Origin of the sequence: Chryseobacterium sp. GP-SGM7 (genome assembly GCF_049166575.1) — a bacterium.
Taxonomy (GTDB): domain Bacteria; phylum Bacteroidota; class Bacteroidia; order Flavobacteriales; family Weeksellaceae; genus Chryseobacterium.
The window spans coordinates 625,595-639,308 of sequence record NZ_JBMHFF010000002.1 but is presented as its reverse complement, the minus strand read 5'-3'; the positions used below and the strand labels follow the sequence as shown (position 1 = coordinate 639,308).

Sequence of the window (13,714 nt, the reverse complement as noted above, 5' to 3'; positions counted from 1 at the left end):
ATATCCGTTTTTAATTATAACTCTAAATCAGCAGTCAATTTGTCATTCAAGAGTAATCTAAGCTGCTTTATTTCAGAATGTTTAGATTCCTCCGGAATGACGAACAAACTCTTAACTTAAATTACTACCAATACGGACAGTCATAAATCTTATTTCAGCTTATAAGAATCTCCGTTCCAAAGATAGGTTTTCGAAGCTTTTTTCTTTATTTCGCGATCTTTTTCATCCCTTTCCATTTCTTCCATTTTAAAAATAAAAGCGTTGGGAATTCCGCCTTTATCATTCGAGAAAATAAATTCTTCGTTGTGATAATAGATATCGGCATCTCCAACATTCATTAACTGAGGTAAAGGAATTAGCTTTTTATCCTTAAAAAGAACATATTGATGATAATTAGCAATTCCACATGCTTCCCCGGAAACACTTGCTTTTAAAGTGAATTCTACATTTTGTAATTTATGATTACTTTCAATGCTAAAAGTTCCATAGCTCAGACTTTCAGCAGAACCAGTTTCAAAGGAAACCTCATCAATCAAAGTATTTCCTTCAACAACTTTTATTGACGCAACATTTTGTTGAATAATAATTTCAGGATATTTTTCGTCTTTTTTATTCACTGTTTTTGTTAAACCAAAAAGAAAATCATAACCGTTTTTATTTCTAAAACCTACACAAAGATTTCCGCCCCAAATGTAGCCTTCTGAAGTTTTATCACCTTTCTGATATGATATTTTATACCAGTTGGCTCTTCTTTCGCCCAGTTTTAAAATAGTTTCCTCTTTTTTAAGAATTAAAATCTTCTGATTGGTTTGCAGAGAATCCAGAATTTTACCGCTTACATCGGGTAATTGCCGAATTCTCGCCCAGTCAGTAAATATTTTTTGTGGCTTATTTTCTTCGAAACTGAAAACTCCGTTTGCATAAGTGTAATCTTCTTCCTGAGCAGAAAAAATCTGAATTATGAATAGTAATAAAATGGTGAAGAAGGTTTTCATAATTTTAGATTGAGGCTAAGTTTAAGATTAAAGTTTAGCTACTTATTTTTCAAGCAATAAACTTACCCATTCTTCGCGCTGTAATTTCTTTTTAAGTTCTAAATTATTCACTTTACAAACCTCCAAAATATCATCTACATCAAAGAAACATAATCCTGAAAGTAATAATTTTCCCCCTTCATTTAAAACAGAAACATAAGTAGGAATGTCTGAGATCAAAATATTTCTGTTGATATTCGCTAAAATTACATCAAAGTTTTCTTTACCCAAATTTTCCGCAGTTCCCAATTCAATATCCAGCTCTACATTGTTTCTTACAGCATTTTCTTTAGAATTTTCAACTGACCATTCGTCAATATCGATTGCTTTAGTGTCTCCGGCTCCGATTTGTTTTGCATAAATTGCTAAAACTGACGTTCCGCATCCCATATCTAAAACTTTTTTGTTTTTAAAATCAATATCCATCATTTGTTGAATCATCAAATGCGTCGTCGGATGATGTCCTGTTCCGAAAGACATTTTTGGCTGAATAACAATTTCGTGCATTCCCGGTACAGATTCGTGAAATTCGGCTCTGATTAAGACCTTATCATCAATATTTATGGGTTCGAAATTCTTTTCCCATTCTTCGTTCCAATTAATATTCGGCATTTCTGTGAAAGTATATTCGATTTTAACTTCATCATTCTGGAAAAGTGGTAAAGCTTTTAATTCTTCTTCATTGAATAAATCTTTCTGAATATATCCTAAAATACCATGAATTTCTTCCGTGAAACTGTCGAAACCTATCTCGATAAGCTCTGCCATTAATATTTCGTTCCAAGGCTGAAGTGGCGAAATCCTGAAATCGAATTCTAAATAATTTTGCATGTAAATAATTTGCTGCAAAAATAAAACTACTTTTTTGATTTGTCGTCATTTTTATCATTCTGCAGGAATCTCAGATCAATCTTTTTTAATAATGTTAGGATTACTTCATCGCTCTGCTATTCACAATGAAAAGATTTAAGCATAAAAAAGCGAACCGAAGTCCGCTGCTGTTTTTGTTTATTTCGAAAACTGATTTCTAGAATCAAATTTTTAATTCTCTCTATGGGTTTGTAGAAAAAATAGAACCATTGGCGATCAAAGCACGTCTGTTCATTTTCAAAATATCTCTTACCCATTCTGCAAAATCTTCAGGTTGAAGAACTTTCTCGGGATTTCCGTCTGTTAATCCGCCTTCTATTGACATATCAGATGCGATTGTACTCGGCGTTAATGTTACAACCCGAATGTTTTGTTTTCTCCATTCTGCCATCATTGATTGAGACAGAGAAACAACTGCTGCTTTTGACGCTGCGTAAGCCGACATATTGGGTCCGCCTTTTAAACCTGCCGTTGAAGCAACATTAATTATATCACCTTCCCCTCTTTCTTTCAGGAAAGGATACACCGCTTTTGCAGCATAATAAACTCCGAAAAGATTGGTTTTGATCACCTGTTCCCAAACTTCAGATGACATCTCCTCGATGCTTCCGAAGTCACCGATTCCGGCATTATTGATCAGGATATCTACCCCGCCCAACTGTTCAGCGATCGATTCTATTCCTGCTTTTACATGAATTTCATTATCTATACTGAAAACTGCGTATGCTGCATTTACACCCAATTTCTGGATTTCATCAACAGTCATTTTTAGATTTTCTTCGTTTCTTCCGGTGATTCCTACATTCACTCCTTCACTGGCAAGGATTAAAGCAACAGCTTTTCCCAGACCTCTTCCACCACCTGTAACGATGGCGTTTTTTCCGTTTAGATTCATTATTTAAATTTTAATGGCACAAATTTACGAAAGATGAAATGTAAAACCTTTTAAACTCTCTTTATTTAATAGATTTTTATCATTTGAAATTTCAATTGTATATTTTTAATCGTAAAATTAAAGTTCAAAATAATCTTATAAAGATCATAGTTTGTACATCTTTAGCGACGTTATCTATTGAGAAAAATATACAAAAATAAGTACCTCACAGTATCTAAGTTGAAAAAATCTGTCTTTAAAGAAAAAAATCTGCCTCAATTGAAGCAGATTTATAGTTAAATTTTATCCTAGCTGAATTATTTTCCTTTCAGCTGATCCGGAATATTGGTTGTCACGAAATTAATTCCCTGACCTTTTAATTCTTCGTAAACTTTTATATCATTTACCGTCCATGAATTCGTGATTAATCCCAAAGCTTTTGCTTCCGAAATCCAACTTGGATTTTTCTGAAAAACACTGTAGTGATAATCCATCCCATCTAAACCTTCATTTTTTATTTGTTCAGGAGACAATTCGCCATTCAGATATTGAACTTTAAATTTTGGGGCAGTTTTTTTAATTTCCTTACAGATATTTAAGCTAAAAGATATAAATTCACTTTGGGATTCAAGCTTCATATCTTTCACCATTTTGACCGTTTTTGCTACAATCTCATTTTCTTTTTCCTGAGATTTAATGGGTTTAATCTCGATAATCAGCTTTACAGATGTGTCTTTTTTCCCTTGTTTCAGATAATCTTTTAAAGTCGGAAGTTTTTCACCGTTTGAAAGTTTTAGTTTTTCTAATTCTTTATAATCAGTTTCTTCAATAATCATTTTACCGTGATGCTCGTCATGATTGATCACCAAAACACCATCTTTCGTCATTCTTACATCAAATTCAGCTCCGTAGATTTTTAATTTCTGAGCATTTTCCAATGCTTTAACAGAGTTTTCGGTTGTAGGAGGATTGGTTTGAAAATAACCTCTGTGTGCGATAATTTGAGTTTGTGCATTCATAAAAACGGTCGTTAAAACTGCAAACCCTAAGATAAACTTTTTCATAATTTAATTATTCTTCTGCATTATTATTTTTTCAGTTAGCATTAAATCTCTTTTAAAACTGAAATTTAAAACAAGATAATGATTTAAACAGATTTGAGCACAAAGGTAGAAAGAGATTCCTGATTAGTTTTAAAATCGATCTGATTATTTCTTGAACTTAATCTTAATTTTAATAACTGTTTTCTCCGCAATACTTATTATTTTTGTTGAAAAGATAGAAAGCGCATGTCCGAAAATATTCAGCATAAAATTGATCAATTAAGAAAAGAACTTCATCAGCACAACGAAAACTATTATCTTTTGGATGAGCCGAATATTTCTGATATGGAATTTGATCTTCTTTTAAAAGAACTTCAGGATCTGGAAGCAAAATATCCGGAATTTCATGATGATAATTCGCCCACAATTCGTGTCGGAGGTGGTGTTACAAAGATTTTTCCTACGATTCAGCATCAGTTCAGAATGTATTCTTTAGATAATTCTTACGATTTTGATGATTTGGAAGACTGGGAAAAGCGGATTATTAAAACAATAGATGATCCTGTAGAATTTGTTGCCGAATTGAAATATGACGGTGCATCTATTTCTATTCTTTATGAAAACGGAAAGCTGACTCAAGCCGTAACCCGTGGTGACGGATTTCAGGGTGATGAAATTACTTCAAACGTTCGCACAATTTCAGATATACCTTTAAAACTGACCGGAGATTTCCCGGAACGCTTTTTTATGCGGGGTGAGATTTATTTAACGAGAAAAAATTTCGAGAAAATCAATAAACTCCGGGAAGAAGAAGGTCTTGATCCGTTTATGAACCCCAGAAATACAGCCAGCGGAAGTTTGAAGATCCAGGACAGTGGTGAGGTAAGAAAGCGCAGACTGTCATCTGTTCTCTATCAGTTTGTTTCAAATGAAGTTCCCGCTGAATCTCATTGGGAACTGCTGCATAAAGCTCAAAATTGGGGTTTTAAAATTTCCAATCAGGCAAAATTGTGCAAAACATTAGATGAAATAAAAGAATTCATCAATTTTTGGGATGTTGAAAGACACAATTTGCCTTTTGAAATTGACGGAATTGTTTTAAAAGTAAATTCCCTAAAACAGCAAAGACAACTTGGTTACACGGCCAAGTCACCACGTTGGGCAATGGCATATAAGTTTAAAGCTGAAAAAGTAGAAACCGAATTACAAAGTGTCTCTTACCAAGTGGGAAGAACCGGCGCAATCACTCCTGTTGCCAATTTGAAACCTATTTTATTAGCCGGAACGATTGTAAAAAGAGCATCTTTACATAACGAAGATATAATTAAAAAACTCGGTTTACATGAAAATGACTTTGTTTACGTGGAAAAAGGCGGGGAAATTATTCCGAAGATTGTCGGTGTAAATACTGAAAGGAGGACTTCTGACAGCAAAGAGTTAGAATACATCAAAAACTGTCCGGAATGCGGAACTGAATTGATAAAAACGGAAGATCAGGCGATTCACTTTTGTCCGAACGATCTTCATTGTCCGCCGCAAGTTGTAGGGAGAATGATTCATTATGTTTCCCGAAAAGCATTAAATATTGATAATTTAGGTAGTGAAACGATCGAACAGCTTTATAAAGAAAGACTGGTTGAAAATCCTGCTGATTTTTATGTTTTGACTAAAGAACAGCTTCTTCCGCTTGAAAGAATGGCTGAAAAATCTGCCCAAAATATTATTTCCGGAATTGAAAAATCAAAAGAAGTTTCTTTTGAAAAAGTTTTATTCGGGATTGGTATAAAACACGTCGGAGAAACAGTTGCCAAGAAATTAGTAAAAAATTTCAATACAATTGAAGATTTAAAAAAGGCCACCGCTGAAGAATTGTGTCAGGTAGAAGACATCGGAATGAAAATCGCCGTAAGCATTGTAGATTTCTTTCATAATTCTGAAAATATTTTAATGCTTGAACGCTTGAAATCTTACGGAGTTCAATTGGAAAAAGGAGAAAACACCAACGAAGTTTTATCTAATGTTCTTGAAGGAAAAACTTTTCTTTTCACAGGAAAATTATCACTATTTACCAGAGAACAGGCTGAAGAAATGGTAGAAAAACACAATGGTAAAAATATTTCTGCCGTTTCCAAGAACCTTAATTATCTAGTTGTAGGCGAAAAAGCAGGAAGCAAGCTGAAAAAAGCACAGGATATCGGTACAATTACGATTCTGGATGAGCAGCAGTTTCTGGATTTGATAGACAAGCAATAATTAAATGAGACTGTCTTTTAAGGCAGTCTTTTTTGTTTATAGCTTATAATTTATTGTAACTTTATTTAAAATTAAAAATGGATTTCCTTAAAGACCATTCCATACAAAATGAATTATTACTGATATTTATTTCAGTATTACTTGGTCTGTGCATTGGTACAGAAAGAGAATACCGCAATAAATCTGCAGGATTAAGAACGTTTATTCTGGTTTGCTTTGGCTCCTGCCTTTTCACTATTCTTTCTATTAAAATCGGTGTGAGTAATCCGGATCGATTGGCTGCAAATATTATTACAGGAATCGGATTTCTGGGAGCCGGCGTGATTTTTAAAGGAGACAATAAAATCGACGGCATCACAACAGCCACAACAATTTGGGCAACAGCATCCATAGGAATGGCAGTCGGCTCGGGATATGTTTATTTATCGCTTTTGGGAACTGTATTAGTACTGTTGATTTTAAGTTCGCTTACTTATTTTCAGAATTTCATAGATAATTATCATAAAATTAGAGAGTATAAAATAGTCATTTCAAATAAAGACAATCTTCTGCACTGCGAAAATTTATTTAAACAAAACAATCTTAAATTCATTGTTATTAAGCAACAGCTTTCTACAGAAAATTTGGTTACAACATGGCGTCTTACAGGAAAAAGTACAGATCATGACACACTGATAAAAGCGATGATGAATGATGAAAAGATAAATTCTTATATATTTTGATTCACCTGATGTTATCAATTAAAAAACTTTATTCTAGTTTTAAAATACTTTTTTAAAATTAAATCACTTTACCTAATTTCATCATCCTAAAATCTGGTTTAAACAATAATAAACCCTACATTTGTATTAACAAACCTAATATCCATAATACTTTCATGGAAAAGTTACTCAGTATTTATAATTCAATAGAGGGGCTTTCTCGGGAAGAAGCAAATTATCACGTCAGTAAATTTGTAAGAATGGTTTTCCCGAAAAAAACATTGATTTTGGAGGAAGGAATCATCGAAGATTATCTCTATTTTATAGACAGTGGAATTATCCGCTTTTTTGTGAATAAAACTCATCCCACAGAGCCATCTAAAGAAATCACGTTCTCTTTTATCGCTGAAAATATGTTTTGCAGTGCCTACGATTCTTTTATTACAAGAATTCCGTGCGCATATAATGTGAAAACAGTTCAGGAAACGGTGGTTTACAGAATTCATTATGATGATCTGCAGGAATTGTATGGAAGAAGTAAGGTGGGAAATTATTTGGGAAGAATATCTGCAGAAAATTTGTATGTGAGAAAAACGCAGCGGGAAATCTCCTTACTGATGCACAGTGCAGAAGAACGTTATGTAAATTTAGCAAAAGCTTACCCTAAATTTATACAGGAAATTCCGTTGAAACATATTGCTTCTTATATCGGGATTACTCCGCAAGCGCTAAGTCGCATCAGAAAACATATTTTATGAACATAGGTTCATTTTTTATATCAAAAATTAGCTGTTTCTTTGCCATTAAATAAAGGAACACAAGTGATGAAATTCTTTATTTCAAAATCAATGAAATAGAATATCATCACAGTGTAAAAAGATTTAAAATGAATTTTAAATCTTTAGCTGAAAAAAATACAATCCCGGAAAACCCTTTCTAAATTTAAATTTTAGAAAGGGTTTTCTTTTTACAAAAAATTAAAATGTGTATTTTTAAGCAAAATTTTTAAATAATGATAAAACGTAATATTCTTATTGCTTCGGCTTTCTTCAGTTTCTCTCTAGGAATGGCGCAGCAATACGGTGGAATGTGGATTCCTACGGAACTTAATGAAAAAGAAATGAAAGATCTCGGTATGAAAATCTCTGCGAAAGATATTTTCAATACACAAAAACCGAGCATCAAAGATGCAGTGGTACAGTTTAATGGTGGTTGTACAGCCGAAATCATCTCTCCAAAAGGATTATTACTTACCAATCATCACTGTGGTTACGGGCAAATTCAGGCACATTCTACAGTGCAAAATGATTTGCTTTCCAATGGTTTCTGGGCCAAAAATATGGGAACTGAACTTCCAAATCCGGGAGTTACGGTTGATTTTATTGTTGACATTAAAGATGTTTCTGCACAGATTTTAGAAAACACAGACAATCTTCAGGATCAGGATTTAGCTAAAAAAATCGCCGGCAATATTGAGGTTTATAAAAATTCTCAGAAAATTGAAAGCTATCAGTCGATTTCTGTGAAACCGATGTATTACGGCAATAAATATTACGCTTACGTTATCGAAACTTATAAAGATGTACGCTTGGTGGGAGCACCGCCACAAAGCATCGGAAAATTCGGTTCCGATACCGATAACTGGGTTTGGCCAAGACATACAGGAGATTTCTCGATGTTCAGAATTTATGCTGATAAAAACAATAAACCCGCAGAATATTCGAAAGACAATGTTCCTTATGTTCCGAAACACTATTTACCTGTTTCTATAAAAGATAAAGCGGAAAATGATTTCACTTTCGTATTCGGATTTCCGGGAAGAACGACAGAATATCTTCCGGCAATTGCGGTTGAAAAAATAATGAAAGAGATTGATCCTGCAAGAATTGCTGTGCGAGATGTTGCATTGAAAACTTTAGACGAAAAAATGCGCACAGATGATGCAACCAGAATTAAATATGCTTCAAAATTCGCATCTGTAGCCAACTATTGGAAAAAATGGATCGGTGAGGTTGAAGGTTTGAAAAAATCTAATGCCGTACAGAAAAAAATAACATATGAAAATTCTCTTGTGGCTAAAAATTCAGCAGTGAAAACTACTTTAGATCAATTGAATAAATTATATAACGATCAGGCTCCTTATGCGTTGAACAACGCCTATTACAGTGAAGTGATAAGAAATGCAGAGACTTTTGCGCTTGCCAATTTATATTCAAATTACATCACATCGGTGGAAGCCGGAAAAATGGACGATAAAGGTACTGCAGCTTTCAAAACCAAATTAACTTCATTCTACAAAGATTACAGCGCAGAATTGGATTCTAAAGTTACCGCTAAACTTTTAGCTTTGTATGCCAACAAAACCGAATCTCAGTTTTTACCTGCCGGTTTCGATCAATATAAAAACGAAGCTCAGAATATCGCAAGTTTTGAAGAATTATCAAAAAATTCTGTGATTACAGGAAGAAGCCAGGTAAATGGTGCTTCTCTCAATGCAGATATTGAAAAAGCGTTTTCAAACCAGGATAAATTAATTAAAATGATTAAAAAAGATGCAGTTTATCAGTTATTTATGAGTATAAAAGATACTTATATGAAAACTGCAGATCCTCAATTTACAGGATTACAGGCTAAAATTGATGTTTTACAGAAAACATTTATGGCGCAACAAATTTCTACAGATAAAGACAGAAAATTCTTTCCGGATGCCAATTCCACGCTTCGTGTAACGTACGGAAAAGTAAAAGGTTCTACTCCGAGAGACGCTGTTTCTTACGATTATCAGACCCATTTGGCTGGAGTTATTGAAAAATATGTTCCGGGAGATTACGAATTTGATGTTCCTAAAAAGCTAATCGATTTGTACAACAAAAAAGATTATGGAAATTATAAAGATAAAAGCGGAGATGTTCCTGTAGGATTTACGGCAACCAACCATACAACTGGTGGAAATTCCGGAAGCCCTGCTTTGGATGCACACGGAAATCTTGTCGGACTGAATTTCGACAGACAGTGGGAAGGAACGATGAGCGACATCAATTACGACCCTCGTTTCAGCAGAAACATTATGGTTGATACAAAATATATTCTTTTCATTATCGATAAATTTGCCGATTCAAAATGGCTGATTGACGAGATGAAAATTGTGAAGTAAATAAAAATAAATCCTAGAATTTTTCTAGGATTTATTTTTATTTAAGATAATATATGTTGTTTTATAATGATAAATTTTATCATCCTGAAGCCGTTTTTGAAGATGTTTATCTTTAAATAATATCACTAAAAATTTGTTTAACACTTTTATTTAAATCATCATTACTATTATTCTTTAAAATGAAATTTTCATTCGGCATTTTATCTATTTGTGATATTGAATAGTAGAAGTAAGGCGATACTTTTTTACTAAAGGTATCAAAGATTGTAATCGGTGGCGAATCAAAATTTACGATTAATGTTGATTCAGAGTGTCGTTCAACATCGTTTGCACCTATTTTTTTTAAAACAGTTAGAATGTACAATAAAGGATTTTCTGGTTTGGTTTTACTAGCTCCAATAATATCATAAGAAATATGAAATAAAACTTTTGGTGATTTTGAATTTTTAATAAAGTCTGATAATTTTTGCATTAATTAAATTTTATTCAAAACTAATAAAATTACAAACAGAGCAATTATGGTTTTCCATAATTGCTCTGTTTGTATTAATACAAAGCTTTTGGTATGCAGAAATATATAGTTTTTTAATTAAGATTCTGAAATGATGAAATTACCGTTCCATGACCAATTGTTAATACCCAAAAATCTTTTCCAGACTCACTTCTTCAAAACTTCCCATTTCATTCACTGCATCCATATTCAGATTTTCCTTTTTACCGATAATGGCAGTATTAAAATGAACCGGCTTAATTTCTGACTGATAAAAATCTTTCACATCAGAAAATGTGAGGTTTTCAATCTGATGATAAATATCTTTTCTGAAATCGTAATCAATTCCAAGTTTTTTCAAGCGCAAAGTATTAAAGAAAATATTGGTTCTCGTAATTCTAGTTGATGCAATCTGTTTTAAGGCCGAATTTTTAGCATTTTCAAACTGCTCAGGAACTTCCGGAAGTTCACTCATCAATTTATTCATCGTATCAACTGCGATCTGCAGTTTATCCGGTTGAGTTCCGATGTAAGTTGTAATATAATCAGGATGCGTAAGTTCAGAATTCGGAGCGTAAGAAACATATGCAGAATACGCCAAACTCTTACTTTCACGAATTTCCTGAAAAACGATCGATGACAAACCGCGACCAAAATACTCATTAAAAACATTTATTTTTCCGAAGTTTTGAGGATTTACAGCTTTACCTTTTCCAATTTTGCTCATTTCCATCTGAACCATGTCGTAATCTGTAAAGTAAACAGTTCCTGTCGTTTCGTGTTCAGGATATTTTTTAGGTTCAGGAATTGCAGAAATTTCATCAAAAATATAATTTGGAATATAATTTTTAAAACCTTCAAAATCTTTTCCATAAAAGAAAATCTGATGCGGGAAGCCGAATAACTTTTTCATTCTGTCTGTAAAATCTTCCACTTTTGCATTTTTTAATTGCTCTTCTGAAATGATGTCTAAAAACCTTGATGTTTTTCCAAGCTTCGTATAAGTAGTTAAAGCTGTCATGATGCGGTTTTTATCTTTTTTTACGGCATCACGATTTTCAAGCAGCGTTTCGACAAACTGATTGTAAATTTCCTGATCCGGTTTTACTTTTGACATCCAGTGTTGCAAAAGAGAAATTCCTTTTTCAAGATTTGATTCTAATCCGTTTAAAGAAATAGTTAACTGACCTGAACTGGTTTTAAAATCATTGCTAATTCCAATTTTAAAGAATTCTTTTTTTAAATCTTCCGGTGAAAATTTATCCGTCCCCAAATATTGCAAAATCTGTGTAGAAATACCCAAATCTCTGTCGTTATCGCTTCCGAAAGGAAAAATAAAATGAACCTGAGCTATTTCGTTGTATTTATTTTCAACGAAACTCAGTTTTTTGTTTTTAACCAGATCAGTTTGAATTTCCTTTTGATAATCAATAAATTCAGGCTGAATATTTTTTGTTTTGTCATTTAAAATTTCCTTTAAAAAATCAGATTGTGCTTCACGGTTGATTTTAATCGGTGTAATTCCCGGGTTATCAACTCTTAAAAGCTGATCGTTAATTCCTTTTTCTTTATTGATAACTACATAATTATCTTTGAAAAACGAATTGGCAAAATCAATAACATCCTGTTTTGTAAACCTCTCATATTCATCCATTTCACTCAGTTCTTCTTCCCAGGTTCTGCCTTTTATATAAGTATCGTAAAGATTTGTTGCCAAACCTTCTGCAGTTTCCAGACCTTTTAATCTCTGTAATTTGAAATCATTGATAATCGCAGGAAGCATCCAATCGGGGAAATCTCCTTTTTTCAACAATTCCAATTGCTCCAAAATCATTTCTTTGGCTTCTGACAAAGCCTGATTTTCTTTAGGAACGGCAACGACAGAAAAATACCCGTATTCTTTCAGACCTAAAGAATATGCTTGAGCCCAAAGCATTTTTTGAGTCTGATTGATATTCAAATCTAAAATTCCCGCTTCTCCTCTATTGCTTAAAATATTAGCCGTAACATCCGCCAACATTGCTTCTCTTGTTCCGTAACTTTCGGTTCTCCAAGCCAGCTGAATTCTTGGTGTTGTCGGACTTTTTACCGTTCTTTCAACAATTTCAGTAAGAGGTTTTTCTATAATTAAATCTTTCTTCGGCAATTCTTTGTAAGGAATTTTACCAAAATATTCGTCGATCAAAAGAACGGTTTCTTCAAAACCTAAATCTCCTACCAAAACGATTGCATAATTATTAGGAACATAATATTCATCAAAATACTTGTGAATTGCCTTCATTGAAGGATTTTTAAGATGTTCAGGATCTCCCAAAGTTGTTTGCTGACCGTTTGGATGAATCGGGAAAAGCGCATCCATTAATTCATAATTTACCAATCGGGAATCATTATCCTGTGCTCGGTTGAATTCTTCATAAACAGATTCCAGTTCGGTATGAAAAAGTCTTAAAACCATTTCTGAGAAACGTTCTTTCTCAATTTTAAGCCACTTTTCAAGCTCGTTGTTGGGAATATTATTTTTATAAACGGTTTCGTCAAACCAGGTATGTGCATTCGTTCCGGTTGCTCCCAAAGATGAAATTGCTTTATCATATTCGTTTGCGATTGCAAATTGACTTGCTTCCTGAGAAACCTCGTCAATTTTGGCGTAGATTTCTTTCTTCAGTTCAGGATTTTGTTCCGCTTTATGTTTTTCGTATAGATCTGAGATTTCCTCTAATAAAACTTTTTCTTTTTCCCAATTATGAGTTCCGATTTTTGATGTTCCTTTAAACATCATGTGTTCAAGATAATGTGCCAAACCCGTATTATCAGAAGGATCATTATTGCTTCCCGTTCTTACCGGAATAAACGTCTGAATTCTTGGTGCATCGAAATTTTGGGCTAGGAAGATCTTTAACCCGTTTTTCAGGGTATAAATTCTTACTTTATTTTCGTCGTTGGTAATGGTGATGTAATCGTAGTTATTTTTGTCGGTATGTTGTGTTTTGCTGTATGTTTTATCAGTCATATATTCAATTTACAAATTCTGATTTCTCAGAACATCTTACAAATTTACGGATTCGAAAAGGAACATCTACCACAATTAGTTACATTAAATCTATAATGATAATTTTAAAAACTTTAAAGTAATTTTTTTTAAGTAAAAACATCCACTTTATCATCAAATTTTTAATCTGAAACTATTTATATTTGCTTTGAATAATTTAGATTTATGATTATTCAATTATTATTAACACAAGTATACAAACTGATATTTTGAATGTAAAAACCAAAGATTTACTTGAAATACTTA

Annotated in this window: 10 protein-coding genes; 4 read left to right on the top strand and 6 right to left on the bottom strand. The window is 33.0% G+C overall.

Annotated elements, in window-relative coordinates:
* Window positions 1-149: 149 nt before the first annotated feature.
* From ACOOWA_RS11620 to ACOOWA_RS11605, 4 genes are all read right to left on the bottom strand, one after another.
* The gene (locus ACOOWA_RS11620; protein WP_421375404.1) at window positions 150-995 is read right to left on the bottom strand and encodes an SH3 domain-containing protein; all 846 of its coding nucleotides are present in this window, start codon (window positions 993-995) and stop codon (window positions 150-152) included.
* A gap of 42 nt (window positions 996-1,037) precedes the next feature.
* On the bottom strand, window positions 1,038-1,865 hold the full coding sequence (prmA, locus tag ACOOWA_RS11615) for a 50S ribosomal protein L11 methyltransferase (RefSeq protein ID WP_421375403.1): 828 nt from the start codon (window positions 1,863-1,865) through the stop codon (window positions 1,038-1,040).
* A gap of 220 nt (window positions 1,866-2,085) precedes the next feature.
* Entirely contained in the window at window positions 2,086-2,799 is a 714-nt protein-coding gene (locus ACOOWA_RS11610) for a 3-ketoacyl-ACP reductase (protein WP_421375401.1), read from the bottom strand.
* Window positions 2,800-3,095: 296 nt separating this feature from the next.
* Window positions 3,096-3,842 (bottom strand): glycerophosphodiester phosphodiesterase family protein, encoded by a 747-nt coding sequence (locus tag ACOOWA_RS11605; protein WP_421375399.1) that lies wholly within the window; start codon window positions 3,840-3,842, stop codon window positions 3,096-3,098.
* Window positions 3,843-4,067: 225 nt separating this feature from the next.
* Between ACOOWA_RS11605 and ligA the strand changes: the two genes are divergently transcribed.
* From ligA to ACOOWA_RS11585, 4 genes are all read left to right on the top strand, one after another.
* On the top strand, window positions 4,068-6,074 hold the full coding sequence (gene ligA, locus ACOOWA_RS11600; protein WP_421375397.1) for an NAD-dependent DNA ligase LigA: 2,007 nt from the start codon (window positions 4,068-4,070) through the stop codon (window positions 6,072-6,074).
* 77 nt (window positions 6,075-6,151) lie between these two features.
* Window positions 6,152-6,796 carry an MgtC/SapB family protein gene (locus ACOOWA_RS11595; RefSeq protein ID WP_421375395.1) on the top strand — a complete coding sequence of 215 codons (645 nt, stop codon included), beginning with the start codon at window positions 6,152-6,154 and terminating at the stop codon, window positions 6,794-6,796.
* Between the two features lie 155 nt (window positions 6,797-6,951).
* Window positions 6,952-7,533 carry a Crp/Fnr family transcriptional regulator gene (locus tag ACOOWA_RS11590; protein ID WP_421375393.1) on the top strand — a complete coding sequence of 194 codons (582 nt, stop codon included), beginning with the start codon at window positions 6,952-6,954 and terminating at the stop codon, window positions 7,531-7,533.
* A 254-nt stretch (window positions 7,534-7,787) separates the two neighbouring features.
* Window positions 7,788-9,929, top strand: coding sequence for a S46 family peptidase (locus ACOOWA_RS11585; RefSeq protein WP_421375391.1), 2,142 nt, complete (start codon window positions 7,788-7,790; stop codon window positions 9,927-9,929).
* Between the two features lie 112 nt (window positions 9,930-10,041).
* Here ACOOWA_RS11585 and ACOOWA_RS11580 read toward each other — a convergent pair whose 3' ends face one another.
* Together ACOOWA_RS11580 and ACOOWA_RS11575 are read right to left on the bottom strand one after the other, a co-directional pair.
* On the bottom strand, window positions 10,042-10,401 hold the full coding sequence (locus ACOOWA_RS11580) for a hypothetical protein (RefSeq protein ID WP_421375389.1): 360 nt from the start codon (window positions 10,399-10,401) through the stop codon (window positions 10,042-10,044).
* 160 nt (window positions 10,402-10,561) lie between these two features.
* Window positions 10,562-13,429: a M16 family metallopeptidase gene (locus ACOOWA_RS11575; RefSeq protein ID WP_421375387.1), complete on the bottom strand. Its 2,868-nt coding sequence runs from the start codon at window positions 13,427-13,429 to the stop codon at window positions 10,562-10,564.
* Window positions 13,430-13,714 lie beyond the last annotated feature (285 nt).